25 protein-coding genes, 1 pseudogene and 1 riboswitch are annotated in these 25402 nt (G+C 40.9%); of the genes and pseudogenes, 23 read left to right on the plus strand and 3 right to left on the minus strand.

Annotated features, from left to right (window positions below):
• Positions 1 to 23 precede the first annotated feature (23 nt).
• The 4 genes from ACR42H_RS03970 (at position 24) to ACR42H_RS03985 (ending at position 5708) form a co-directional block, all read left to right on the plus strand.
• On the plus strand, positions 24 to 500 hold the full coding sequence (locus tag ACR42H_RS03970; protein WP_436374791.1) for a GNAT family N-acetyltransferase: 477 nt from the start codon (positions 24 to 26) through the stop codon (positions 498 to 500).
• A gap of 44 nt (positions 501 to 544) precedes the next feature.
• Positions 545 to 1096 (plus strand): DUF402 domain-containing protein, encoded by a 552-nt coding sequence (locus ACR42H_RS03975; protein WP_436376832.1) that lies wholly within the window; start codon positions 545 to 547, stop codon positions 1094 to 1096.
• 692 nt (positions 1097 to 1788) lie between these two features.
• Positions 1789 to 4125, plus strand: a complete 2337-nt coding sequence (gene helD, locus ACR42H_RS03980) for an RNA polymerase recycling motor HelD (RefSeq protein ID WP_436374792.1) — start codon at positions 1789 to 1791, stop codon at positions 4123 to 4125.
• 62 nt (positions 4126 to 4187) lie between these two features.
• Positions 4188 to 5708 (plus strand): DHA2 family efflux MFS transporter permease subunit, encoded by a 1521-nt coding sequence (locus ACR42H_RS03985; protein ID WP_436374793.1) that lies wholly within the window; start codon positions 4188 to 4190, stop codon positions 5706 to 5708.
• Between the two features lie 62 nt (positions 5709 to 5770).
• Here the strand turns inward: ACR42H_RS03985 and ACR42H_RS03990 are convergent, their stop codons facing one another.
• Positions 5771 to 7546, minus strand: coding sequence for a dihydroorotate dehydrogenase (locus ACR42H_RS03990; RefSeq protein WP_436374794.1), 1776 nt, complete (start codon positions 7544 to 7546; stop codon positions 5771 to 5773).
• Positions 7547 to 7823: 277 nt separating this feature from the next.
• On the opposite strand from ACR42H_RS03990, the gene ACR42H_RS03995 reads away from it, so the two are divergent.
• The 6 genes from ACR42H_RS03995 (at position 7824) to ACR42H_RS04020 (ending at position 11079) form a co-directional block, all read left to right on the plus strand.
• The gene (locus ACR42H_RS03995; RefSeq protein WP_113885466.1) at positions 7824 to 8249 is read left to right on the plus strand and encodes a MarR family winged helix-turn-helix transcriptional regulator; all 426 of its coding nucleotides are present in this window, start codon (positions 7824 to 7826) and stop codon (positions 8247 to 8249) included.
• 11 nt (positions 8250 to 8260) lie between these two features.
• On the plus strand, positions 8261 to 8779 hold the full coding sequence (locus tag ACR42H_RS04000; protein WP_113885437.1) for a GNAT family N-acetyltransferase: 519 nt from the start codon (positions 8261 to 8263) through the stop codon (positions 8777 to 8779).
• A 22-nt stretch (positions 8780 to 8801) separates the two neighbouring features.
• Positions 8802 to 9425: an FMN-binding negative transcriptional regulator gene (locus tag ACR42H_RS04005; protein ID WP_436374795.1), complete on the plus strand. Its 624-nt coding sequence runs from the start codon at positions 8802 to 8804 to the stop codon at positions 9423 to 9425.
• A 107-nt stretch (positions 9426 to 9532) separates the two neighbouring features.
• Positions 9533 to 10423 (plus strand): alpha/beta fold hydrolase, encoded by an 891-nt coding sequence (locus ACR42H_RS04010; RefSeq protein ID WP_436374796.1) that lies wholly within the window; start codon positions 9533 to 9535, stop codon positions 10421 to 10423.
• A 65-nt stretch (positions 10424 to 10488) separates the two neighbouring features.
• Positions 10489 to 10776 (plus strand): hypothetical protein, encoded by a 288-nt coding sequence (locus tag ACR42H_RS04015; protein ID WP_113885440.1) that lies wholly within the window; start codon positions 10489 to 10491, stop codon positions 10774 to 10776.
• A 129-nt stretch (positions 10777 to 10905) separates the two neighbouring features.
• Positions 10906 to 11079, plus strand: coding sequence for a serine kinase (locus ACR42H_RS04020; RefSeq protein ID WP_436374797.1), 174 nt, complete (start codon positions 10906 to 10908; stop codon positions 11077 to 11079).
• Positions 11080 to 11159: 80 nt separating this feature from the next.
• On the opposite strand, the gene trmL is transcribed toward ACR42H_RS04020, so the two are convergent.
• Positions 11160 to 11630, minus strand: a complete 471-nt coding sequence (gene trmL / locus ACR42H_RS04025; protein WP_113885441.1) for a tRNA (uridine(34)/cytosine(34)/5-carboxymethylaminomethyluridine(34)-2'-O)-methyltransferase TrmL — start codon at positions 11628 to 11630, stop codon at positions 11160 to 11162.
• 585 nt (positions 11631 to 12215) lie between these two features.
• Between trmL and ACR42H_RS04030 the strand changes: the two genes are divergently transcribed.
• From ACR42H_RS04030 to ACR42H_RS04060, 7 genes and pseudogenes are all read left to right on the plus strand, one after another.
• Positions 12216 to 12833: an alpha/beta hydrolase gene (locus ACR42H_RS04030; RefSeq protein WP_436374798.1), complete on the plus strand. Its 618-nt coding sequence runs from the start codon at positions 12216 to 12218 to the stop codon at positions 12831 to 12833.
• A 190-nt stretch (positions 12834 to 13023) separates the two neighbouring features.
• Positions 13024 to 13671 (plus strand): type A chloramphenicol O-acetyltransferase, encoded by a 648-nt coding sequence (gene catA / locus ACR42H_RS04035; RefSeq protein ID WP_113885443.1) that lies wholly within the window; start codon positions 13024 to 13026, stop codon positions 13669 to 13671.
• 114 nt (positions 13672 to 13785) lie between these two features.
• Positions 13786 to 14133 (plus strand): annotated as a pseudogene (locus tag ACR42H_RS04040) (VOC family protein).
• Positions 14134 to 14391: 258 nt separating this feature from the next.
• Positions 14392 to 14712 carry a PadR family transcriptional regulator gene (locus ACR42H_RS04045; RefSeq protein ID WP_019379484.1) on the plus strand — a complete coding sequence of 107 codons (321 nt, stop codon included), beginning with the start codon at positions 14392 to 14394 and terminating at the stop codon, positions 14710 to 14712.
• Between the two features lie 71 nt (positions 14713 to 14783).
• A complete protein-coding gene (locus tag ACR42H_RS04050; RefSeq protein WP_009335229.1) occupies positions 14784 to 15125 on the plus strand; it encodes a DUF1048 domain-containing protein in 342 nt (113 codons plus the stop codon).
• 172 nt (positions 15126 to 15297) lie between these two features.
• Positions 15298 to 16059 (plus strand): ABC transporter ATP-binding protein, encoded by a 762-nt coding sequence (locus tag ACR42H_RS04055; RefSeq protein WP_113885444.1) that lies wholly within the window; start codon positions 15298 to 15300, stop codon positions 16057 to 16059.
• Positions 16060 to 16809, plus strand: coding sequence for an ABC transporter permease (locus ACR42H_RS04060; protein WP_436374799.1), 750 nt, complete (start codon positions 16060 to 16062; stop codon positions 16807 to 16809). It begins immediately after the preceding gene.
• A 130-nt stretch (positions 16810 to 16939) separates the two neighbouring features.
• Here the strand turns inward: ACR42H_RS04060 and ACR42H_RS04065 are convergent, their stop codons facing one another.
• Positions 16940 to 17713: an SGNH/GDSL hydrolase family protein gene (locus ACR42H_RS04065; RefSeq protein WP_436374800.1), complete on the minus strand. Its 774-nt coding sequence runs from the start codon at positions 17711 to 17713 to the stop codon at positions 16940 to 16942.
• Positions 17714 to 17817: 104 nt separating this feature from the next.
• Between ACR42H_RS04065 and ACR42H_RS04070 the strand changes: the two genes are divergently transcribed.
• The 6 genes from ACR42H_RS04070 (at position 17818) to ACR42H_RS04095 (ending at position 25174) form a co-directional block, all read left to right on the plus strand.
• The gene (locus ACR42H_RS04070) at positions 17818 to 18744 is read left to right on the plus strand and encodes an ABC transporter ATP-binding protein (RefSeq protein ID WP_436374801.1); all 927 of its coding nucleotides are present in this window, start codon (positions 17818 to 17820) and stop codon (positions 18742 to 18744) included.
• A 7-nt stretch (positions 18745 to 18751) separates the two neighbouring features.
• Positions 18752 to 19735 carry an ABC transporter permease gene (locus ACR42H_RS04075; RefSeq protein ID WP_436376834.1) on the plus strand — a complete coding sequence of 328 codons (984 nt, stop codon included), beginning with the start codon at positions 18752 to 18754 and terminating at the stop codon, positions 19733 to 19735.
• A 113-nt stretch (positions 19736 to 19848) separates the two neighbouring features.
• A riboswitch (SAM riboswitch) is annotated at positions 19849 to 19952 on the plus strand.
• 108 nt (positions 19953 to 20060) lie between these two features.
• Entirely contained in the window at positions 20061 to 21110 is a 1050-nt protein-coding gene (locus ACR42H_RS04080; protein ID WP_436374802.1) for an LLM class flavin-dependent oxidoreductase, read from the plus strand.
• A 15-nt stretch (positions 21111 to 21125) separates the two neighbouring features.
• Positions 21126 to 22082: an ATP-grasp domain-containing protein gene (locus ACR42H_RS04085; protein ID WP_436374803.1), complete on the plus strand. Its 957-nt coding sequence runs from the start codon at positions 21126 to 21128 to the stop codon at positions 22080 to 22082.
• 349 nt (positions 22083 to 22431) lie between these two features.
• Positions 22432 to 23118: a response regulator transcription factor gene (locus ACR42H_RS04090; protein ID WP_113885451.1), complete on the plus strand. Its 687-nt coding sequence runs from the start codon at positions 22432 to 22434 to the stop codon at positions 23116 to 23118.
• Positions 23093 to 25174 (plus strand): HAMP domain-containing sensor histidine kinase, encoded by a 2082-nt coding sequence (locus ACR42H_RS04095; protein WP_436374804.1) that lies wholly within the window; start codon positions 23093 to 23095, stop codon positions 25172 to 25174. The genes ACR42H_RS04090 and ACR42H_RS04095 overlap by 26 nt, the downstream gene beginning before the upstream one ends.
• Positions 25175 to 25402: the final 228 nt, after the last annotated feature.

Raw genomic sequence — 25402 nt, forward strand, 5'->3', positions numbered from 1 at the left:
TATTAAACTGAGGGGGAGAATAAATGGAAAAAACAAATTATTTGGAGTTAAAACATTTCACTGGTGAACATATGGATATTTTAAATTCTTTTGAGCTTCCTGAAGAGCAGGTTCAATTTACTTCGCTGCCAAGCAATTATAAAGAAGTAACAGAAGGCCAGCACCGGATCGTTATCCTTTTTGATGGAGAACCAGTGGGCTTCTTTTTATTGCATTCAACGGAAAGAGTAACGGAGTATTCGGACAATCCGCAGGCGATGCTGTTAACATCATTATCCATCAACCAGGCTAAACAAGGACGAGGATATGCAAAGCAGGCTATGTTATTACTAAAAAAATTTACTGCTGACGAATTCCCTGACTGTAATGAAATTGTATTAGCTGTTAATTACAAAAACATTGCAGCCCAAAAACTGTATGTAAAAGTGGGATATCAGGATACAGGACGCAGAAAAATGGGGCCAATTGGAGAACAGTTCATAATGAATTTAATGTTGTAAATACATATTGCCTGGTTCTTATTTGCCGTTGGGAGGTTTGAGCTATAACAAATCTAAGAACTCATCAATTCAATGGGGCTGAAATAATAGAAAGAAAAATAAGGTATGATTCCGAGGTCGTGGAATATAATTGTATGCTGCTGACTGTACAAAATAAAAACGTGGTGCTTTTTCATATTATTGAAGACACTTTTACAATGAAAACCAATCAAGCTCAATTAACTATACCGAAAGGCAGTTATACAATTGCTTATTACTGGAAAGAACGCCCATATAATTTATATTTCTGGAGAGACCATAAAGGAAATTATTTAGGCTCCTATTTTAACATCGTAAAAAACACATGGATAAGCGATAGAATGGTATCTTTTGAAGATTTAATAATCGATATTCTGGTGCTTCCGAATGGAGAATATTTTATTTTAGATGAGGATGAATTGCCTGAGTCATTGGAGAAATTTGAGAATGGTTCTGTCCAGCATTCTTTAAACCTATTAACAGAATCTTTACATGCTGTTCTTTTTCAAGCTATTTCAGAATCTGAAGGCATTTATGCGCATGAGAAATTTATTCCTTTGTTGGAGCGGTTTTTGTGAAAAAGCTTACGTAAAGTCAGTTAGCCTAAAGTCAGAGGGGTTTACGCTCAATAATGATATAAATAAAAGTTCATGGATGTTACATAATGTATAATTGCCTGACTCTATGTCTTTTTAAAAAGTATAACGGTGAGATGGATAACTAGCAGGATAACCTGCTTAAAGATTAGCCGGCCATAAAATAGTTCGTGCAAAGTCATGCACAAAACTACTTTATGGCCGGCTTTTTATTTTGGGAAAAGGGAGGATCCGGATGTGGATCTTGCCTTGGGATTCGGCATCAGTTATTGAAAGGGCTTGGTGAGGGAATAAAGGGAATAGACCTGCATGAATTCTTTTGTCTTAATTAAATTAAAAAGGAATACGATTAGTAACGATGGTGGAAACAATGGCTGTATTATGTGGAAAGTTATTAAGAAATTGTACTGATGCTAAAGTGGCGGGGATCAGTACAAGGGTGTTAAAAAATAAAAAGAGCCGTACTTAACATTTGAAATGTTAAATACGGCTCTGTCGAAATCGACAATTAAAGAATTAAGTAAATACCATTGAAAAAAGTGAAATCCTGTGGTAAATTAATATAGATGTGCATTATATAATAAAATTTAAATATATTTTCCCTATCTTAATTATATAATGCAATCGATTCGTTTGTCAACCCTTTTATAAATTTTTTTTAAGGAGTGTTTGCTATGAATACGAAACTTCAGCAGGAGCAAGTACGATTGGACAATGTCATGGGGACAATTGCGGAGGAAGTCAGCAGATTGGAAGAAGAGACCTCCAGGCGTAAAAACGAAGTGGTTCATATCCGCAAACACTTTTGGGATGAAGTCAGGGTGAATATTGATACCTTCGATGATTACCTCGAGACCATCATCGGGTTGAGGCAGGAGGCTCAAGCTCTTTCGGTCAGCCAAAGCACTCATAGACATGCATCCAAGCGATTGTCCACGCTGCGCCGGATGGAGGAGGTTCCCTACTTCGGCCGTATTGATTTTAAGGAAGAAGGTTCATCAGAACAGGAACAAATCTATATTGGCATCAGCTCGCTGAGAGATGCCAGCGGCGAAAATTTCCTTATTTACGATTGGAGGGCACCGATCTCGAGTGTCTACTACGATTACCAGCCCGGTCCTGCTAAGTATGAAACACCCGGAGGCACGATTCAGGGCAGATTGGAGAAGAAGTGGCAATATCTTATCCGCGGCGGTGTTCTTCAGTCCATGTTCGATACAAGTCTCACCATTGGCGATGAGATCCTGCAGGAGGTTCTGGGCAAGGGCACTGACAAACATATGCACAATATTGTAGCTACCATTCAACAGGATCAAAACCGAATCATCCGTCATGATCAGGGAAGGCTGCTCATTGTTCACGGTGCGGCTGGCAGCGGCAAGACATCGGCTGCCCTGCAGCGGATTGCTTATTTGCTGTACAAAGATCGGGATAATCTAAATGCGGAGCAAATTATTTTGTTTTCGCCTAACTCAATGTTTAACAGTTATGTGTCCAATGTGCTGCCGGAACTTGGTGAAGAGAATATGCAGCAGGTCACCTTCCAGGAATATTTGGACCATCGGCTGAGTAAAGAGTTTGAAGTTGAAAATCCATACGGGCAGCTGGAATATGTGTTAACTGCAGCCCATACCTCTTCCTACAGGGCAAGGGTTGCAGGCATTCAATTCAAAGCATCTGCCCGCTTTTTTGAGGCGATCCATGCATACATGAAGTCGCTGGAGCTATCTGGAATGCTATTTAAGGACATAATCTTCAGAGGAAAGCCGATTGTTTCTTCGAAGCAAATGGCGGAGAGGTTTTATAGCAGCGACACTTCACTTCGCTTTCATAACAGACTTGAAAAGCTGATGGATTGGCTCATTAACCGTATCAATGAAGCTGAAAAGGCGGAACGGAATAAGCCGTGGGTACAAGAGGAAATCGAGCTGCTCAGTAATGAGGAATATCATAAGGCACATGCCTATCTCGCTAAAAAGCGCGGCTTTAAAGAAGATTCGATTCATGATTATGAAATCGAGCCTGAAGCGTTAGCCCGCTTGATTGTCCGGAAAAAGCTGAAGCCGCTGCGAAAACGAATCCGTGCGTTGCGCGTTATCGATTTCAAGGCGATATACAGGCAGGTTTTTGCTGATCCCATACAGATCAAACAATGGACAGAAGGGGAGCCGCCAGAGGAATGGGCAGATATTTGCCAGGCGACGCTGGAAATGCTGGATGAAGGTCACCTGCTTTATGAAGATGCTACCCCGTTTTTATATCTGAAGGAGCAGATTCAAGGATTTCAGACGAACAGTTCGATTAGGCACATCGTCGTTGATGAGGCGCAGGATTATTCGCCTTTTCAATTTGAGTTTCTGAAGCGCCTGTTTCCTGCATCCAAGATGACGGTCCTCGGCGACTTTAATCAGGCGATATTTGCCCATGCCAGCGAAATGGCTGATTTTCAACCGCTTGCCGGTCTCTACGGACCGGATGAAACAGAAGTGATCAATATAGCACGAAGCTACCGCTCCACAAAGCCGATCATTGAATTTACGCGAAGACTCGTTCCAAACGGTGAAAGGATCATCCCTTTTGATCGCAGCGGCAAGCGGCCCGAGCTGAAACAAATAGCCGATCAAGCGGAGCTGCACAGCTGTATCGCCTCTAAAGTCGCGGATTTACGAAGCCAAGGGTTTAAAAGTATTGCGATCATATGCAAATCGGCTGAAGAAAGTTTGCGTGCATATGAGGCCCTTACTGGCGTTGATGGAATTAAACTCCTGAAAAGCAACTCGACTGAATATGAACAAGGAGTGGTTGTCGTACCGTCGTATTTATCCAAGGGCATCGAATTTGATGCCGTCATCATTTATGATGCGTCCGAGCATGTCTATGGTGATGAAAGCCTGCGCCGAGTTTTCTACACCGCCTGCACCAGAGCTATGCATGATTTGCAGCTCTACAGCGTAGGCGAACCAAGCCCGTTTTTGAAAAACGTTTTACGGGAAGGCCTCATTCGGGTCTGACCCGGTTGGGTGTATCCGATAAACAAGTCTATATTTAACATAGAAAGAAGGATTGATTCTATATGTCGCAGGAAACCAATACGGGTCAAAACAAACCGCCATATGGCATGATCGCCATTTTATTTATCGGGGCTTTTGTTGCGATATTGAATGAAACATTGCTGAACGTTGCCCTCCCATCCATTATGGGAGAGTTCGAGGTGAATGCAACTGCCGTACAATGGCTGTCTACAGGCTATATGCTTATTAACGGGATTTTAATACCGGCGAGTGCATTCTTCATTCAGCGATTTTCTGATAAGAAGTTATTCATTACAGCCATGGCATTATTTACTTTGGGAACATTCCTCGCCAGTATTGCGCCTGCATTTGGTGTGTTATTAGGGGCTCGGATGATTCAAGCTTCAGGATCCGCGATTATGATGCCATTATTAATGAATGTCATGCTTACCGCATTTCCGGTCGAAAAAAGAGGGGCAGCAATGGGGATGTTTGGTCTTGTCATGATTACAGCTCCTGCGATTGGGCCGACTCTTTCAGGCTGGCTGATTGAACATTACAGCTGGAGAATGTTATTTGACCTTGTTCTGCCAATTGCTCTGCTAACCGTAGTTTTTGCAGTCTTTAAATTAAAAGATATCACACCGCAGAGAGCTATTAAGCTTGATTTCATCTCCCTGGTTTTATCAAGCATCGGATTTGGCGGGTTGCTTTATGGCTTTAGTTCAGCAGGGGAAAAAGGATGGGATAGTCCCCTCGTGTACGGCACGATTGTGATTGGGGCACTTGCATTAATTACCTTTATACTTCGTCAGCTTCGGATGGATGATCCTATGCTTGAGTTTCGCATCTACAAATATCCGATGTTTGCCCTCTCATCGGCCATTTCAATCGTGATAGCCGTTGCTATGTTTTCCGCGATGATTTTGATGCCCATCTATGTACAGACCATCCGCGGTATTTCACCAATGGATTCGGGTCTATTGATGCTTCCGGGAGCGATTGTTATGGGGATCATGTCTCCCATTACAGGGAAACTCTTTGATAAGTATGGGGCAAGAGTTTTGGCGGTGATTGGGCTGGCCATTACCGTTGTGACATCTTATTACTTCAGCAGAATCGGCATGAATACGGCCTATTCTACCCTTGTTCTGCTGTATACCTTTCGGATGTTCGGGATGTCAATGGTCATGATGCCAGTCATGACAAATGGGTTGAATCAGCTGCCGGCGATAAATAATCCGCACGGAACCGCTATGAATAATACGCTGCAGCAGGTATCCGGCGCCATTGGATCCGCGCTGCTGATTACCGTCATGAACAACCGCACGAAAGAAAAAGCAGAGGAACTGGCTGGTGACACACTGGCCAATATGAGTGCCAGTGCAGCTCAGCCCTCTGCACAGGCCGCAGCTGATATGCAGCAGCAAATCATGAATGAGGCGATGCTGCATGGCATTAATTTCACTTTCTTCATTTCTGCATTGATTGCGGTGATTGCACTCATACTTGCTTTCTTTATTAAAAGAGTGAAACCCCATCATGAAAATCAAACAGGTGAAGAAGCGGCTGTTAAAGAATGATTAATAGGGTGAAAACCGGGTGGTGTCCAGTTCTGGCACCGCCGGTATTTTATTTGCTGCCACTATTTTTTAAATAAAAAAGGGGCAGTTGTGATAACGCCAATCACATATAAAAGCAATGCGAAGTAAGCAGGAAGCAGGTGGATAAAATCCGTATAGTTAATAAAAAAATGAGTTAAGATCCCGGCGGCGAATGCCGGAATGGCCCCAATGGCGAATGTCCACCACACCCATCTTTCCCCCTCGCGGATCCCCCATAAAGCCAGCATCAAGACGAGCAAGCCCACACTTAAAAGTGCGCTACCAAATCCCGCACGGTCATGTGCGATCACAGGAATTAACCGATCGTTAAACTCGTTCAGAGCTTCCGGGGTCAGGCAAAGATAAGTAAGGTCCGTTGGTACAAATACATGTGAAGCTCCAATGACGGAAATAACGATCCCGCCAATAGCTAATGAAAACCCCAGGATCACAAAGCAAAGCTGGCCGAATAAGCTCAGCTTCCACTGCGTACTGTTGAAAAGATTTGAACTGGAGGGAGATGCGCTTGCTGTCCTGGATTTTGCATATCCCAATATAAACAAGGGCAGTAAAATAAGCCAAAAAAGCCCATGGAGCCAATCGAAATAACCGTAGCCAATAAACAGGACAATTCCCAGGAATCCGATAGTTCCTGCTATATTTACTGCTTTTCTTGCCCAGTGGAGGCCATTTCTTATACCATGCCTGGCAAGCTGCATATAGATGATTCCTCCTGAAATCATCGTTCCTGACAGCGTCATTCTGTCATGAGCCATAAAGTATAAAATGGCAGGGTTAAAATAAATAATATCTTTCCTAAAGATCCCCAGAAAGCTCTCATCATAGGGAAGGATCACTGAAGTCATGCTGAAAAACAGGGCTATGAACCCTGCAATGGCAATAGCTAAGCCAAACAGCCAATACCAGCGCCATCCATCCGCTTCGACAGGCTCCTTCGGAAATGTACTTGTATAAGCCTCATTAATCCTCTTCGGCAATCCAGGACCAGTGAAAATGTACTTATCTCCTAACATGATTAAAGAAGCTCCGCTTTCCAGCAGTTTAATAGAATCTGAAGGCTCTTTAACACAGCCTGAAGTGATGATGGGCAATTCTTCGCTGTACAGCTTCCTGAGAGCTGACAGCTTATAAATGAGTTCTTCCAGTGAATCATTGCCTGTAAGAAGAATTCCGTCCGGGCTATAGTCCAGGCTGAGAGTGTCATCCTGAGAAATAGAAAGGATGATAGGTTTATTTAATTCGTATTTAAATTGGTTAAACTGGCTCGCTGATTGAAAAGTATGGCTGCCCAAAATAAATCCGTCGCTAAATGGAAGCAATTCTTCACAAATTTGCAGGGCTTCCTGATGAGTTCCTTCAACGTTTATAAGAAGCGGAATCTTCTTTTTCTTTAGAGAAAGCAGCTGTTCCTTAGCTACCGTTAACTCCATTGAAGCGTCAGTTAATCTATGTATCTTCTCTTGTTTCGGGTCTATATATAGTTCTTCTGATGACCCTCGAATGGAAACTGGGCCAATTTCAATAAAACCAAACCCCAGATTCTGAAAAGCCTTCATCCCCGATAATTGAGGATCAATCCTGCCGCTTAGTCCGACTGGAGTGGAAAAATGAACGCCAAATAAATTTTTTGCAAGCTTGCTGGAGGGTTCCATATGACCAAGAAATTCGATTAATCCATCCCCTATACGGCTGGATGAAATCATGCTCATTCCGCGATGGATAAGCTCCCGGCTGAAGGAAGGCGGAAGCTTCTGGAGTATGGGCTTAAAAATAGGATGATACGACCAATCCGGCAAATAAAACACCTCCCATTTTTATTTATTTTATCATATGCGTATGGGGCGATAGGTTGTTTATTGTGGTGAAAGAGTGCTCTTTCTATCTAAACAAACGGTTAATAAAGGTCCATTGACAATTGGACCATTGAATTTCATAGCCGGGACTACAAATCATCTTATTTTATTGCAAATGCAACAAAAATAAGGTAGTTTAAATATACAGCATTATTATTGCATTTACAGCAAAAAATGAGTTAAGGAGTTGAGTACGCTGGAAATTCTCCGTGAAATTGGCATGATCGCGAGGGCGCTGGATTCCATAAGCAATATCGAATTTAAAGAGCTTGACCTTACAAAAGGGCAGTACCTGTACCTTGTGCGAATATGTGAAAATCCAGGAATTATTCAGGAAAAGCTAGCTGAGATGATAAAAGTAGATCGGACAACGGCAGCCCGTGCGATTAAAAAGCTTGAAATGACTGGATTTATAGAAAAGAAAGAGGATGAACAAAACAAAAAAATCAGGAAGCTCTTCCCAACCGAGAAAGGGAAAAAAGCCTTTCCATTTATAAAAAGAGAACATGACTATTCCAATGCGATTGCCTTAGAGGGATTCACCGAAAAAGAAGCAGATATCATTTTCAGTCTGCTTCAAAGAGTTAGAAAAAATGTAGAGAAAGACTGGGAATATGTGAAAAAGGGGAACAAGAGAAATTATTAAGGAGAGGCATAATGACTATAAATATGAAAAAATGTACGCTTGAAGATTTAAATAGACTTCAGGAAATTAGCTATGAAACCTTTAATGAGACGTTTAAGGAACAGAATTCACCCGAAAATATGGAAGCCTATCTGGAAAAGGCATTTAACCTAAAGCAATTAGAAACCGAACTATCTCAAGTTTCATCACAGTTCTGCTTTGTTGAATTTGAAGGCGAGACTGCCGGGTATTTAAAGGTTAATACAGATGAGGCTCAGACTGAAGAAATGGGCGATGAAGCACTCGAAATCGAGAGGGTTTATATCAGAAGCCATTTTCAGAAACAGGGGCTTGGTAAATACCTAATCAATAAAGCACTGGAATTCGCGATAGAACGCAATAAGAAGAAAATTTGGCTAGGTGTATGGGAAGAAAATGAAAAGGCAATTGCCTTTTATAAGAAAATGGGATTTGTCCAAACGGGAGCCCACTCCTTTTATATGGGTGATGAAGAACAAACAGATTTTATAATGGCCAAGATTCTCAAATGATTTTTTCGAAGGGCGGATGATCATGTATATTCCTAAATATTATAAAGTCACAAGTGCGGATGAAATATGGGAGTTTGTTCAAAATAACTCGTTTGGCACGATGGTCACGACCAAACATGGAAGACCCATTGCCACTCATCTGCCATTGCAGTTAATAAAAGAAGGAGATACGTTCTATTTAACAGGGCATATGGCTTATGGAAACCCGCAATGGAGAACATTCCGAGCCTCTGAAGATGTGCTGGTGATGTTCCAGGGGCCACATGCTTACATTTCTTCCTCCTGGTATGAGGAAGAAAATGTCCCGACATGGAATTATCAGGCTGTCCATGTATATGGAGAAGCCAGTATTCTGAGCGAAGAGGAATTAAAGCAGGACCTGGCCATGCTGCTTCAAAAGTATGAAAAACATCGCAAAAATCCTGTCTTATGGGATAAGCTTTCTCCGGAGCTTTTAGAACAGCAGATAAAAGGAATTGTTGGATTCAAGATTAAGGTAAAGGAAATTCAAGCTGCCGATAAATTAAGCCAGAACAGGAATGTAAGAGACTATCAAAACATCATTCATAAACTCTATGAAGAGAATGATCTTAATTCTGCGCAAGTGGCCCAGCTGATGGAGCAGAAGGTAAAAAAGGGATTATAGGTTAGCAGGAAAAAACAGAGGAACTAAAATAGCCCTCTGTTTTTTTAGTGTCTGGAATATTATGTTAGTATTGAGATAGAGAGATAAGTAATCAGGGAGATGAAAGTGTGGAGAGAAGTGTTGAATTATTTTCAATAGACGATATGACCATCGAGTATTCCGTTATTGGGAAAGGGGAGCCTATTTTTGTATTTCATGGAGGCCACTCAAATTGCAACGAAGAATTTGGCTATAAAGGTTTAGTGGAGAATGGTTATTCCATTATTACCCCATCGAGAGCAGGATATGGAAAGACTTCAAAAGAACTGGGAGAAAGTTTAGTCACTTCTTGTGAATATTATGCAAAGTTGTTAGATCATCTTGGAATTACGCAAACTCATGTAATAGCTATATCGGCTGGCGGCCCAACAGGAATCCGATTTGCCTCTTTATTTCCAGGAAGAGTCAAAAGCCTTACCTTAGAGAGTGCGGTTTCAAAGGAATGGCTGACACCTAAGGATCTGGAGTATAAGGCAGCACACATTATCTTTCGGCCATCTGTTGAAGGGTTCACATGGAAGATGCTTGGTTTTTTCAGTAATTCCTTTTCAAAGCTAATGTTCAACATGATGTCTTCGCAGTTTAGTTCCCTCTCAAAAGAGGACATTAAACAAAGAATTGGTGACACCGATGTGGCGGAATTCAACAAGATGAATAATCGTCAGCGATCAGGCAGTGGTTTTCTTATTGACATTAAACAAACCAAGGAATTAACCAGCCGAGATTTAAGATCCATCTCCAGTCCTGTTTTGATTCTTCATAGTAAAAATGACGGTTTTATTCCACTGAAACATCCTTATCATGCCCACAAAAATATTCCACACTCTGAAATCAGTGTACTTGATACTTGGGGACATTTAATCTGGTTAGGTAAGTTATCAAGGGAAAGAGATGAGAAACTTATTTCTTTTTTGAAGTCAAATAAACTAGAGGAATCTTTTTCTTTAAATGAAACGTAACACCTACTAAATCATACATTAGATATAGGCGGAAAAAAGAATTTAAAGGAAGGTGATACATTAATATGAAAATCATATTATTTTTGGCCATACTCGGTATATGCCTGATTGGTTTTAATTGGCTTATGGGCTATAGAAAAAATCATATCACCATTGATCTGGATGAGAGGTATGTGGATTTTAAAGAGTATGTTGAAGCAATACAGAGTGAACTTGTCAATCAAGGGAGAGATGCCAGTTATATAGGGAATCGAAAATTCATTATTGATGGCAAGACCTATATTTTTATAGAACGCAATGTTTCGATGGGGGGCGTTCCCCTGCAAAGAACTATTCTGAAACCGGAAAAATGACTGATCTGAAGGTGTCATTTAATCAATTCGCTAGCGGGATCCTGGGCTGTCATTCGGCAGCTTTTTCTTATTGAGATAATGGGAATTTCACCAATAGAAGTTAATAGGAGCTAGGAGGACTGAACAGATTTGAGATTATATTCTGTTATTTTACTTATTCTTTTGGGAAGTTTTTTGATTGGCTTAACCATTGATGAACTTGGTAAGGCAGGAAACACCATAATGAATTTAATAGGGTCCGGGTTAAATTTTTTAGGTGTTCTTATTGCCAGGAACAAGAAAGAAAGGCAGCATTCAGTCTAAAACAGATACATAATTTAAGAAGTGGGTTTTGTCCTTTATAAGAGTGCAAAAGACAAAACATCTTCCAGCGCGGAAGATGTTTATTTCAGATGGGGAAATCCCTGCTGGCGCAGAGCCTCATACACCAAAATAGCAGCTGTGCTCGAAAGGTTGAGTGAACGTACATTATTATTCATGGGTATTCTTAAAAAGTGATCTTTATTTTCTTCCAGTAAGTCTTTTGGCAAGCCCGTTGTTTCTTTTCCAAACATAAAATAATGCTCCTTTGAAGGATCACTGAAATCAAAGGATGAATGTGCTTGTTCACCAAAGGTTTCAATATAATAAAACTCTCCTTGGTTTTTTGAAAAAAAATCATCCATTGAATCATAATACGTTATGTTCACAGAGTTCCAGAAATCAAAGCCTGCCCGCTTGATCATTTCTTCATCTGTTGAAAAGCCGAGCGGCCGGATTAAATGCAAGGATGTATCCGTTGCAGCACAAGTAAGGGCAATATTTCCGGTATTGGCCGGAATATCCGGCTGATATAGTACGACATGTATGGCCAAGGATTGTCACCTCTATCTTCAATTTACCCTCCAAATTATAGCATATTGATTGGGCGTATTAGAAATTAAGCTCACGGGGAGCAATACTTGGATTTTTTATTATCATCACCTATGGAGCGCTTTCCTAGACTAAAGAACAGGAGTGAATACTTGTTTAGTGAACAAAAGCCAATGAAGATGATTGGGGTTTTATACTTTGCAGCAGCAAGAATTATCGCAATGGTTTCAATCCAAAAATATGAACGATTGAGAGAGGAATGAAGAGTTCCATCCCAACATGTATTGTGACTTCTTTGTTTCTTCAATATTAGATTCAACAATCCCAAATGCTTTATCTTTGGTCAATCCCTCTCTCAGTGAAAACTCAATTGAATGCTCCATTTAATTGGGTAGAACAAGCACTGACAAAAAACATCAATCCGATAAGCTGATCACTGATTATTTATATAAAAAATGCAAAGGGAAATTTCGATTACTGCTCTAAATTGGTTTTCATGTTGCTTAAGGGGGCAGTTCACTTGAAAAAGGAATATAGGCTAATGGTCAAGAATAGATACCAATAAAAACTTAGGAAGTGAGTAAACGTTGACTAATCGTAGTATTGCTGGTTCAAAAAGTATTCCTTTTAGAATGATAGAACAAAAGAGAGAAACAAACAGGTTAGTTATTGTCTTGCCTGGGGCTGGCTATACAACAAAAGCTCCGCTGCTGCACTTTACAACAGGGTTATTTTACACAAAGGGTTTTGATGTATTACACATTAACTATACATTTAGCAGGGAAGAGATGTCTGTTCTAAGTGAAGAGGATTTCACTAGAGATGTACAACATGCAATCGACAGTGCCATCAAGAACAAGAAATACAGTAATTATTATTTTGTGGCTAAATCAATCGGAACAATAGCTTTGAGTTATCTGCTTGATAATACCATGTTTAAAGATGCAAAAGCCGTATGGCTGACGCCATTGCTGCAAAGAGATGACGTATTTAACACAATGATTCATAGTGATCATAAGGGACTTTGTATAATGGGAGATCGGGATAGTTGTTTCATTGAGGAGCGCTTTGAAAAATTGAAAAAGAACCAAACTCTTATATTAAAAGTGGTTGAGGGTGGCAATCACAGTTTAGAGCTTGATGATGACCCAATAAAATCAATAGAAATCTTAAAAGGTGTCATATCAAACATGAATGAGTTTTAATATAGGAAGAGGCCATTCTTTAATACTGCTTTTTGAACTGAGGAGCTTGTTAGTGGAGAAAGCTTGTTGAAACTAGTTAGGGATACTTGATAATATAAAGAAATATTTAATAAAAAAGGATGACTGTCATGAAAAAAGCAGTGAAAATAGCCTCCTAAGATAAATTTAATTATATTAGGAGGCGTTGAGTATGAAATTTAACAGTATTAATCGTGATAAGTGGGATCGAAAAGAATATTTTGAACACTATTTACAGCAGCAGACAACATTCAGTCTGACGAATGAAATAAATATTACAATACTTATGAAGAACTTAAAGAAAAAGAATTATAAGTTATATCCTGCGTTTATTTTTATAGTGACAAAAATCGTTAACGCCCACAGAGAATTTAGAATGAATTTCAACTCAGAAGGTAATTTAGGTTATTGGACAGAGATTTGCCCTCTCTATACCATTTTTGATAAGATGACGCACACATTTTCTGGCATCTGGTCACCAAACTTATCAATTTTTTCTGAGTTTCATGCTCAATATGAAAATGATGAAGAAAGATACAATGGTACGGGGCGATTATTTCCAAAAACACCTATACCAGATAATACTATTCCGATCTCTATGATTCCATGGAGTTCTTTTACCGCATTTAATTTAAATATTAATAATGGCGGGGATTTTCTCTTGCCCATAATAACTGGAGGGAAGTATTCACAAGTAAATGATGAATTATTCCTTCCAGTCTCTTTACAAATGCATCATGCTGTTTGTGATGGGTATCATGCTGGTGTTTTTATGAATGATTTACAAAGGCTTGCTGATGAAAGTGCAGACTGGATTTAGCTGGTCATTGGAGGAGTATAAAAAAGGAACTGTGTGCAGCAGTTCCTTTTTTTATAGAAATCCTAAAGTTAGTAAAGAAAGCGAAAAAATAAAAAGTGACAGGAGTTAGTTACGATGATAAAAGGGCTCAGCGGGATATTTTGGAGAACTAAGAATCTTGATGCTGTAAAAAAGTGGTATAGTGAAGTGCTGAAGATTGAAATGGAAAATTGAAAAAGGACTTTGATTTAACCCCAATTAGGCAATGAGACTATCTTTTCTTTCTTTGCCGAGAATGACAGTTATTTTCCAGCAGAACAACATGTGATGTTAAATTTTCAAGTAGATAATTTAAACGAGACTATTAAGCATCTTGAACAAATTCATGTACCACTTGCTAAGGAAAAAGAGGATAGTGAGTTTGGAAAGTTTATTTGGATCAAAGACCCAGAAGGCCGGCTGGCCGAGCTATGGGAGAAATAGCGGGTTGTCATTTATTTGTTTTTGCATTGGATGCTCATAAGCTGTTAATCAAGCAGTTTTTTGTTGGGCAGTTGACCAAATTAAATTATTCTTATGATAAATAGTTGACACCCTTCGCTACTCGGTGTTACAATGTACCTGTAATAAGCAATACTGAATAGCGGGAGGTTCCCAAAAGCTGTCCAGTAAAAATTCCCCCCCCCCCTGGTACTAAGTAATACTGAATATAAGTCAGACACAATAGAGGAGGCTCAGAACATGGAAAATTTAACTGAAATGCTGAAGGGGTCGCTGGAAGGCTGTGTACTGGAAATCATCAGCCGACATGAAACCTATGGCTACGAGATTACCCGCCGGCTGAACCAGCTTGGTTTTACCGAAGTCGTGGAAGGGACGGTCTACACCATCCTCGTGCGATTAGAAAAGAAAAAGCTGGTGAACGTGGAAAAGAAACCGTCAGATATGGGGCCGCCCCGCAAATTTTACTCACTTAATGATGCGGGCCGCCAGGAACTTGAATTATTTTGGGAAAAATGGGATTTTGTATCATCAAAAATCAACGTCTTGAAGTCAACCTAGTTTCATAAGATATTCTGTCAGATATTTTTGGAGTGTCTTGTTCAGCTTTATAAAAAAGGAGGAAAAATAACATGTTTGATATGTTCAAAAAAATGATTGGTGATAAAAAAGAATACAAGATGATGATGGCACGGGTTGAAGCACTTCCAGAGGATTACCAGTTTGTATTTAAGAAAATTCAAAACTACATGTGGAATTTCTCAGCGGGCAACGGGATGGATATGCTGCACATGCAGTATGAATTAATCGATTTGTTCGAAGCCGGTGCGGCGGAAGGCAGACAAGTGCTTGAAATCACCGGGGATGACGTGGCATCCTTTGCCGACGAACTAGTGGCAAATGCTAAAACTTATGTCGCCAAGTATCGGGAAGATTTGAATGAGAGTATCATGAAGCGATTGGGAAAAAAGTAAATTCACTAGATAATACCGACTGAATAGGTGTTTTACAAATGTGATTTGTCACCTGCACTATTCAGTTTCATTTTTACTCCGGTACTAAGTCATGCAGAATATATGTAAGACTAAGTAGAGGGTTGTAGACAATCCAGCTCCGCAAGGCGCTAATTATAAGGAGGAAAAAAGTATGAGCAATACAGCGATTTCTGTAAAAGGGTTAAAAAAATCCTTTAAAGATAAGGAAGTCTTAAAGGGAGTGGATTTTGAGGTGCGGCGTGGCGAAATTTTCGCCCTGCTGGGTTCAAATGGAGCGGGCAAGACGACGACCGTCAACATCCTCTCGACGCTGATGAAGTCCGATGGCGGAGAAGCAGGTATTTGCGGCTTTGACGTTCAGCGTCAACCGGATCATGTTCGCCAAAGCATCAGTCTGACAGGGCAGTTCGCAGCTTTAGACGGCATGCTCACCGGGCGGGAAAACCTGATGATGATCGCCAAGCTGAGGGGAGTTTCCAATCCCGCTCAAGTCGCTGATAATCTGCTTGCGAGATTCAGCCTGACCGAGGCGGCCAACCGCCGGGCGGACAATTATTCCGGAGGGATGAAGCGCCGGCTTGACATCGCTATGAGCCTGATCGGGACACCGGCAGTCATTTTTCTCGATGAACCAACGACAGGGCTTGATCCGGAAGCACGAATTGAAGTCTGGGATACCATCAAGGAGCTGGCCAGCAGCGGCACGACCATCTTGCTGACGACCCAGTACCTGGAGGAAGCCGAACAACTGGCGGACCGAATCGCCATCCTGCATGGCGGAAAAATCATCACGACTGGTACACTTGCCCAACTCAAAGAGATGTTCCCGCCAGCAAAAGTGGAGTATATCGAGAAGCAGCCGACATTGGAGGAAATTTTCCTCGCAATCATCGGCAAAAAGGAGGAGATGTAAATGAAAAGCAAAACAGGGGTATTACTAGGCCGTTTAATGCGCAACATCATGCGCAGCCCGGATACGATTATTACGGTGGCGATTACGCCGATTATGATGCTGCTGCTGTTTGTGTACGTATTTGGCGGGGCCATAGAGACAGGATCGGACAATTACGTCAATTATTTATTGCCGGGAATTCTGCTGATGGCTATCGCATCCGGCGTCGCTTACACTTCCGTGCGGCTGTTTTCGGATGTTAAGAGCGGGCTGATGGCGCGTTTCATTACGATGCCCATCAAGCGCTCATCGGTATTGTGGGCTCACGTGCTGACCTCGCTTGTTTCCAATGCGCTTACTATTGGGGTAGTTATCCTCGTAGCTCTCTTGATGGGCTTCCGTTCCAGCGCCGATATACTGGATTGGCTCGCGGTAGCAGGGATACTCGGACTGTTTACGCTGGCGCTGACATGGCTGGCTGTCATTCCCGGATTAAAAGCGGGGTCTATGGAAGGGGCGACAGCCTACTCTTACCCGCTGATTTTCCTGCCTTTTATCAGTTCGGCCTTCGTTCCAACCGATACCATGCCTAAAGTTGTCCGTGTGTTCGCTGAGAACCAGCCCGTGACTTCAATCGTGGATGCGATCCGTGCCCTCTTGTATGAAGGATCTGTAGGCAGCGGCATCTGGATCGCGCTTGCCTGGTGCGTCGGCATCATGGTCATCTCTTACTTCTTCGCAGTTAAAGAATTCAAACGCCAGTTAGGGTAAGTACACCATTATAGGATTAACGGAATCATAGCCCATAGGACACTATGGATAAAGGTTTATGAAGCATGTAATAATGAAAAAGGTGAATCTGCAGTTCAGACCTCATGTGGACTGTGGATTCACCTTTTTCCTATTGTATGATACTTTTTTCAATGACAAGTGACATGCTATCAGCTATTTGCTGATAAGTAGAATCATTCGGATGGAAAACGTCACTGGAAAGATCACGTTTGGCATCCGTGACCAGATTGAAAGTATCCACTACTTGAACGCTGTATTTCAAGCCTAGTGTACGGGCAGACTCATTCCACTTTTGGATGATGGAATCAAATGAATCCCCGTTGGGCGATTGCTTGAATGGATTATATAGCCCCATATAGAGTATGACTGCATTCGGATTACTTTCACGAATGTGCTTAAACGTCTTTTCCAAATTCGGAATTTCGGTCTCCAGGATGCCAAGGGCGGTTTCTTCTGAATATCTTTTTAGGATCTCCCCGCTATTAAATAGGTTATTTCCCCCAATTGTAATGGTAATGATTTTGGCATTTTTAAGAGATCTCTTGACTTCCTTTTGTTCTAACTGGGCCAGCAAATCTTCAATTCTGGCACCTCTTACACCTAGGTTTTGGAAACGTTCAACAGTATGATTTTCTTTAAGTACATTTCCAATCAGCGGGACAAAACCTTCTCCATTTGATGAGCCGACACCCCTGGTCAATGAATCCCCAAGTGCGATATATGTATCGCCAGGTGTGGCAGGACGTTCATCTGATTTCACTAATATTTCCGCTCGGGGCGGGCTGGTAACATCCATGTAGGCACTGAATAGGCCATACCCAAAAAGAACTGTCAGTGCAAGGGATAGTGTTAAAAATAACTGCCGCATCCATTTTTTCATCATTTGACCTCTCTTTTTCTTATAATTGTATCCAAATTCTTCTCAAATTGAGTATTTAAAAGAGTCATTATTCGAAAATTTAGTTAGAATAGAACAAGGGTGATGCTATGAGCTTAAAGCCGACAGTTCAATTAAAAAATGTAACGAAAATAATTGGAAAGAAAACGATTATTGATAATATATCATTTGAAATTTATCCAGGAGAAGTATTTGGGTTCCTGGGTCCTAATGGTGCCGGGAAAACTACCACGATCCGGATGCTCGTTGGGCTCATTAAGCCAACGTCCGGAAAGATTCACATCTGCGGTTTTGATGTAAGAAAGCAATTTGTTCAAGCGATGCAGCGGCTTGGTTCTATCGTCGAAAACCCAGAGCTGTATAAGTATTTGAGCGGGCGCGAAAACCTGCAAATCTTTGCACGGATGCTGCCTGATGTGGATGAAGAACGAATCCAAGAGGTCATTGATTTGGTTGATCTAACTGCAAGAATTGATGATCAGGTTCGGACCTATTCATTAGGAATGCGTCAGCGCCTTGGTATTGCACAAGCATTGTTAGGCCGTCCGGATGTGCTTATACTGGATGAGCCTACTAATGGACTGGACCCGATGGGAATCAAAGCTCTGCGGACATTTATCAGGAAGCTGGTCGATGATACGGGCCTTTCGGTGCTCGTATCCAGTCATATTTTAAGTGAAATCGAGTTGCTGGCTGACCGTGTGGCTATTATGAGCCATGGGAAAATCGTGAAGGTCGGCAGCGTAAGCGATTTAGTTGGTGCACTGTCATCTGGTGTGGATTGGAGAGTCAGTGATTCTTTTCGTGCACTTGCTATTTTTAAAGAATCCCCATATGTCCAGGCTGCAGAACTATACGATGACCATACTATACACACTCTTATGGATGAAGGCAGAACCTCGATCCTGAATGAAGCTTTAATGAAGGCGGGTATTGAAGTATGGACGATCGAAAGGAAAGTGCAGACATTGGAGGATCTATTTATTAGTTTGACAGGAGGCGATCATATTGTCTAATCCAAATATGATTGGCCTGATTCATAATGAAGTGATGAAAATTGCTTCCAAAAAACGCCTGGCGGTTGTCATCGTCATTTTAGTCATTCTAGTCTCTATGTTTACATACGCACAATACCGGGAGATACAGGAGAAAATCGAAAAGCAGGGCACTCTGGACTGGAGAGTGGAGCTTCAGCAGGAGATTGTCGATCGGCAAAATCGGCTGGCCTCGAGTGGAATCCAGGACGAGTTCAGACAGTTCCTTGAATTTGATCTGAAGCAAAAGCAGTATTATCTGGACAACGATATCAACCCGAACTATCCTGGAGCCCCTACGTTTATCCGCATCTTTTTCTCGCAGGGAATCACACTTGTCCTGCCTTTATTCATTATTATTATAATGGCTGATATTGTGAGCGGGGAATATAATGATGGCACCATCAAAACATTACTGTCCCGGCCGGTTAAACGATGGAGAATCCTGATGGCTAAATGGCTGACGGTTTTGCTGTATACCTCTATGCTGATGGCGGCAACCGTGATTGTCTGTTATGGGGTTTCAGGTATCGTGCTCGGATATGATGGCTGGACCGCACCTATTTTGACCGGATTTCAAGCTTCTGCATCTGGTGAGTTTTCAACGGAATATATCCATACCCTGCCGATGTGGGAATACCTGCTGATGTCAGTTGGGCTTGCCTGGGTGGTAACAGCGGTTGTTGGAACCATAAGCATCATGATATCAGTTCTGGTGAAAAATACAGCGACTGGAATCGGGGCAATGATGGCGGTGTTAATCGCAGGCACCCTGTTATCTTCTATCGGTTCGAGTTGGACGAGTTCCAAGTATTTAGTGAACTTGAACTTTGATCTGATTAACTACTTGGAAGGTCAAGCTCCGCCGATTGAAGGGATGTCACTGCCATTTTCATTAACCATTCTTGGGATTTGGGCTGCCGCCTGTCTTGCTGTTGCGTTTTGGAATTTTACTCAGAAGGATATGTATTAGTGCATTTATTAAGGGAAATCTTAACAGTATTTAGAGTTCAAAAATAATTGGTTGACATTTTGATGAATTTAAATTATTATCGCTTTAAATAATTAAAAAATTGAATATTTTTCTTCTTATCCAGAGAGGTGGAGGGACTGGCCCTTTGAAGCCTCGGCAGCAGGTTCTGATGAATACTGTGCCAATTCCAGCAAGCGCAACGCTTGAAAGATGAGAAGAGGGTTATAAAACTCTCTTCTTAGGAGGAGAGTTTTTTTATTGTTTATAAATCCAACTTAAATTATGCGAAAAGTAGTTATTTAGAATGCAAGAGGAGAGAAGAAAAATGAAATATGGTTTCTGGCTGCCGATTTTTGGAGGATGGCTGCGAAATGTGGAAGACGAAAAAATGCCGCCAACCTTTGAATATGCTAAAAACGTCATTCAGTCGGCTGAAAAATGGGGATACTCGACTACATTAATCGCTGAATTATATTTAAATGATATTAAAGGACCGGATCATGATTCTCTTGAAGCCTGGTCCACGGCAGCAGCACTGGCAGCCGTGACAGAAAAAATTGAAATTATGACCGCGGTCCGTCCCGGTTTTCATAATCCTGCTGTAGCAGCAAAAATGGCAGCCAATATCGATCAAATCAGCAACGGCCGCTTTACTCTAAATGTGGTTTCTGCCTGGTGGGCCGAAGAAGCCCGTCAATATGGCGGTATTTTTACAGAGCATGATGAGCGTTATGCCCGTACCGAGGAGTTCATCGATGTTCTAAAAGGGCTGTGGACGGAAGAAACCTTCAATTATTCCAGCCAATTTTACAACCTAAAGGACACGAAGCTTGCTCCAAAGCCAGTTCAAAGACCTAACCCGATTCTTTATGCAGGCGGTGAAAGTGAAAAAGGCAAGCAGACCATTGCAGAAAAATGTGATGCTTATGTTATGCACGGCGGAACGGCTGAAGAGATTAAGCGGAAAATAGGAGAAATGAAGGAACGGCGTGAACAAACGGGCAATCCGCCATTCAGTTCTTTTGGAATGGCTGCTTATGTTATTTGCCGTGATACAGAAGAAGAGGCTCTTGCTGACCTTGAAAAAGTCACGACTGTGAAGGATTCCAGCGGTTATGCAGGCTTTAAGGACTTCACTACAAAATCACAATTAGAGCAGCAGATTCAGCTGCAGGATTACTCTGTCTCTAACAGAGGTCTGCGGCCAAACCTAGTAGGAACACCAGAGCAAATTGCTGATCGGATTTTACAATATGAAGAAGCTGGCCTGGACCTGCTATTATTGCAATTCTCACCTCAGCTGGAGGAAATGGAACGCTTTGCAAAAACGGTTATGCCATTAGTGGAACAAAAACGCAGTTTAATAAAGAGCTAGAAAGGGGCCTGAATAATGAGCAAGGTATATGTAATTCATGAAAATAGTGAGTGGACAGTCTATTTGACAAAAAGGCTGGAGGAACTGGGTGTTCCTTATGAAGAATGGCATTTAGACGAAGGGACGCTGGATTTATCGGCGGAACCGCCGGAAGGAATCTTCTATAGCCGAATGAGTGCTTCTTCTCATACCCGCGATCATCGTTTTGCGGCTGAATTTTCCGGACAAGTATTGGCCTGGCTTGAAGCACATGGCCGTACAGTGTTAAATGGAACGAGCGCTCTAAAGTTGGAAGTTAGCAAGGTTTTGCAGTACTTGGAGTTAAACAAATCTAGTGTCAGGACTCCAAAAACAATTGCAGCGGTGGGAAAACAACATATTATTAAGGCGGCCGAAGCATTTGCAGGACAGCCGTTTATCACGAAGCATAACCGTGCCGGCAAAGGCCTGGGTGTTCAATTATTCCATAGTATTGAAGCTCTAAAAGCTTATGTGGAGGGACCTTCCTTCGAAGAACCTGTTGATGGCATTACCCTTATTCAGGAATACATTCAATCTCCTGAAAGCTATATCACCCGCTGTGAATTTGTCGGAGGCAATTTTGTTTATGCCGTTAGGGTTGATACATCGGAAGGATTTGAACTTTGCCCAGCGGACGCATGCCAGATTGGCGACTTATTCTGCCCGGTAGGAGAAGAGGTTGAAGAGAAGCCTAAGTTCCAGATCATTGAAGATTTTGAGGACGAAATTTTAGAAAAATATAAAGACGTTCTTGCCAGGAATCATATTCAAGTTGCTGGCATTGAATTTATTAGAAATGCTGAAGGTGATATTTACACTTATGATATCAATACCAACACAAACTATAACTCAGATGCAGAAGCGAGAGCTGGAAAATATGGAATGCTTGAATTAGCTTCATTATTAAAGAAGACATTGGAAGAAAAATACGCTGCATCCGTAACGGCTTAATTTTGCGAGGACCTGCATTAGCAGGTCCTTTTGTCTTTTACTGCAGCTTGTTCTGTAAAGAAGCAATCCCACTCAATCCTGCGATGAAAGGGATTGCTTCTTTAATTATGTGGTGATTAATATGTTTCTTATAATGGCTAAAAAAAATTGAGAGAGATTCATCATGTTGATCCCTTTTATTATGAGTAAACATACGGATGGCCGATTTATGGCTGTTTCTTTTAAAACACTAAGAAAATCTTAAGAATTGCATAAAGTGTTTGTTAAGATTTAATTGATATTATTCTATTAGCAGGAATAATAAAGGGACGGGATTAATATTGACAATCATACTTAGGAGTGAATTTTCATGAACATATTGGTTTGTGATGATGATAAAGCCATTGTAGATGCGATAGGCATTTATTTAGAAAACGAAGGCTATAAAATACTTAAATCTTTTAATGGAGAAGAAGCGATTGAAGTAATCAGAGATCATGAGGTTCATCTTATTATCATGGACATTATGATGCCCAAGATGGATGGGATTAGAGCTACCATGAAGATTAGGGAAGAAAATAATATCCCATTGATCATGCTTTCTGCCAAATCGGAGGATTCGGATAAAATTTTAGGCTTGAATTTAGGGGCAGATGACTACATCACCAAGCCATTTAATCCCTTGGAGCTAATCGCAAGGGTTAAATCACAGCTGAGACGATATACGACATTTGGAAGTCTCGAAACAAGAAGCAATGTATATCAGACTGGGGGACTTATGATCGATGATGAAAGGAGAACAGTCACGATTGATGGGAAGGAGGTCCATCTCACACCCGTACAATATAAGATATTAAAGCTTCTGACTGCAAACGCCGGAAGAGTTTTTTCCATCGAAGAGATCTATGAAAAGATATGGAATGAAAAATCCTTTAGTCCTGAAAATACAGTAACCGTTCATATCAGAAAGATTAGAGAAAAAATAGAAATAAATCCGAAAGAGCCAAAATATTTAAAGGTGGTGTGGGGAGTTGGATATAAAGTTGAAAAAATATAGTCATTCTGTCATTACGAAAATAATTGTTTTCATTATTGCCATCTTATGCTTTACGGGAATCCTTCGAGCATTTGTTGAAGTAGAGATCTTAAATGATGGGGAATTTGGCAGCGTGGTTGAAGGCGATTATTTAGAGAGCAGGGCATATGTGCTGGAAAATGAGGCTCTCATCGGTGATCTCACAAGACTATTAGGAGAATATAAGAATGAGGAGCATATTTTAAGCGGCAAAACAATCAGCCAGGATGAATGGAGAAGTGTGGAAGAGAATTTATATTCAGAATTTCGGAACCAATCCAGAAGTTATAGTCCTGAATTAAGTGAAGAAGAAAATTTCAAAAAGTTTAAAGAAGAGTACGCAGACACACTCTCTCAGGAAAATGATCAGCTGATCAGGGAGGATTTAAGAGAATTTCATTTGCTCTTGCAGAATATTGAGGATTCAGATCTGATGTTTTTTGCCAGTGATGGTACAAATGTGTTTAAAAACAGTACAAAGACCGAAAAAGAACAGTTTGAAAACTATCCTTCTTATATGCTGTTCAAGGGATACAAACGAGTATTTTATCCAAAAGAAACGGAAGAAAATGAACATTTGCATTTAATAACTGAGCAAATGGATGAATTGGATACAGGAAACACAGTTGTGTATGTTGCTTTTCCGGAAGAATTGCTGGATCTTAAAACAGAAGAGTGGCAAGAAAACAAAGCCATTGCTGGAAAAAACGCATATCAAGTATTTGTATTCCTGGCTGGATTTATTCTTTCGTTTTTTTACCTTGTGCTCATAATAGGCAGAAAGTCATTTAAGGACCAAGAACTTCACTTGCATCCAGCAGATAAATTATACAATGACATCAAAATCGTATTATGTACTATGCTTATAGTATTTTGGGTTGCTTTAGTCGATGATGTGTTTGAGAATATAGAAAAAATGATCATACCCATCACGATTCCTTTCGCCGCTCTGGGACTCGTGCTGATTCTATCACTCGTAAAGCATTTCAAAAATAGAACGCTTTTCAAACATACATTGATTTTTACATTGATCCACAACCTGGTTAAATTTATAGGAGATGTCTATCAAAGCGGAAGCACCGGCGTAAAGACGGTACTGCTTGTCATCGGCTATCCGATAGTAATTGCTTTAACGTTCTTCATGTTTCCGGTAACGATTGGCCTGGCAGCCTGGTTTGCCTTTAAGAAAATCAAGACCTTTAACTCAATACAGAGCGGGGTAGAGAGAATTAAGGAAGGGAATCTTCATCACCGTATTGAAGCAGGTGAAAAAGGAGAATTCAGCAGGCTTGCTGCCAACATCAACAGCATCACGGATGGATTGAAAAAAGCGGTAGATAACGAACTGAAAAGTGAGCGGTTAAAAACGGAGCTAATTACCAATGTATCCCATGATATTCGAAACCCCTTAACTTCCATTATTACTTATGTTGATTTATTGAAAGATGAAAAGGACCCATCGAAGGCAAAAGATTACATTGAAGTACTGGATCAAAAGTCAAAAAGGCTAAAAATACTGGCAGAAGATTTATTTGAAGCTACAAAGGCGTCCAGCGGAAATATACCGGTCCATTTTGAAAAAATAGATGTCGTGTCTTTAATAACCCAGGGGCTAGGGGAAGTGAATGACAAGGTTGAATTACTGGATTTAGATATTAAGCTGAGTTATCCACGGGAGAAAGTATATCTTACAGCAGATGGGAAATTATTGTGGAGGTCCATCGAGAATCTGCTGTCAAATATATTTAAATATGCCCTCAAAAGCTCAAGGGTATATATATCTATTGAGGAATTGGGCAGTGAAATCCTCCTTACCTTCAAAAACATCTCAGCTTCTGAGTTAAATATCTCAGCAGACGAATTAATGGAGCGTTTTAAAAGAGGCGATGAATCGAGATCCAGCCAAGGCAGCGGCTTAGGACTGTCCATTGCGAAAAGCCTGATTGAAATACAAAAAGGGAAATTCAACATACAAATTGACGGAGATTTATTTAAGGCCTTAATCTATCTCCCGAAACATATTCCTGGAAATGAATGATCATATAAAGTCAGGGTTTCAAAAAAATCTTAAAAAGTTATTAGTATAATAATTGGTTTCATAAATAGTAAATTGTATTTTTACCCATTTAATAAATTTATTACAGTTTTAATCCAACAAATAGATAAAGTTTGTTCACTATAAGTGTTGAATGCAAGAGGAGCTGCCTAAACCAGGCGGCTTTTCTTATTTAACAATTCGACTATTTCGAATCCCTTTTCTTTGGTT

The sequence above is a fragment of the Cytobacillus sp. BC1816 genome (assembly GCF_051353635.1).
GTDB lineage: Bacteria > Bacillota > Bacilli > Bacillales > Cytobacillaceae > Cytobacillus > Cytobacillus oceanisediminis_C.

Coding starts and splice junctions, on each gene's coding strand:
- ACR42H_RS04000 (WP_113885437.1), top strand. CDS start 8,261: ATGACTATAAATATGAAAAAATGTACGCTTGAAGATTTAAATAGACTT.
- ACR42H_RS04070 (WP_436374801.1), top strand. CDS start 17,818: ATGAGCTTAAAGCCGACAGTTCAATTAAAAAATGTAACGAAAATAATT.
- ACR42H_RS04065 (WP_436374800.1), bottom strand. CDS start 17,713: ATGATGAAAAAATGGATGCGGCAGTTATTTTTAACACTATCCCTTGCA.
- ACR42H_RS04075 (WP_436376834.1), top strand. CDS start 18,752: ATGATTGGCCTGATTCATAATGAAGTGATGAAAATTGCTTCCAAAAAA.
- ACR42H_RS04050 (WP_009335229.1), top strand. CDS start 14,784: ATGTTTGATATGTTCAAAAAAATGATTGGTGATAAAAAAGAATACAAG.
- catA (WP_113885443.1), top strand. CDS start 13,024: ATGAAATTTAACAGTATTAATCGTGATAAGTGGGATCGAAAAGAATAT.
- ACR42H_RS04090 (WP_113885451.1), top strand. CDS start 22,432: ATGAACATATTGGTTTGTGATGATGATAAAGCCATTGTAGATGCGATA.
- ACR42H_RS03995 (WP_113885466.1), top strand. CDS start 7,824: ATGATCGCGAGGGCGCTGGATTCCATAAGCAATATCGAATTTAAAGAG.
- ACR42H_RS03985 (WP_436374793.1), top strand. CDS start 4,188: ATGTCGCAGGAAACCAATACGGGTCAAAACAAACCGCCATATGGCATG.
- ACR42H_RS03970 (WP_436374791.1), top strand. CDS start 24: ATGGAAAAAACAAATTATTTGGAGTTAAAACATTTCACTGGTGAACAT.
- ACR42H_RS04085 (WP_436374803.1), top strand. CDS start 21,126: ATGAGCAAGGTATATGTAATTCATGAAAATAGTGAGTGGACAGTCTAT.
- ACR42H_RS04060 (WP_436374799.1), top strand. CDS start 16,060: ATGAAAAGCAAAACAGGGGTATTACTAGGCCGTTTAATGCGCAACATC.
- ACR42H_RS04015 (WP_113885440.1), top strand. CDS start 10,489: ATGAAAATCATATTATTTTTGGCCATACTCGGTATATGCCTGATTGGT.
- ACR42H_RS04080 (WP_436374802.1), top strand. CDS start 20,061: ATGAAATATGGTTTCTGGCTGCCGATTTTTGGAGGATGGCTGCGAAAT.
- helD (WP_436374792.1), top strand. CDS start 1,789: ATGAATACGAAACTTCAGCAGGAGCAAGTACGATTGGACAATGTCATG.
- ACR42H_RS04005 (WP_436374795.1), top strand. CDS start 8,802: ATGTATATTCCTAAATATTATAAAGTCACAAGTGCGGATGAAATATGG.
- ACR42H_RS04055 (WP_113885444.1), top strand. CDS start 15,298: ATGAGCAATACAGCGATTTCTGTAAAAGGGTTAAAAAAATCCTTTAAA.
- ACR42H_RS04045 (WP_019379484.1), top strand. CDS start 14,392: ATGGAAAATTTAACTGAAATGCTGAAGGGGTCGCTGGAAGGCTGTGTA.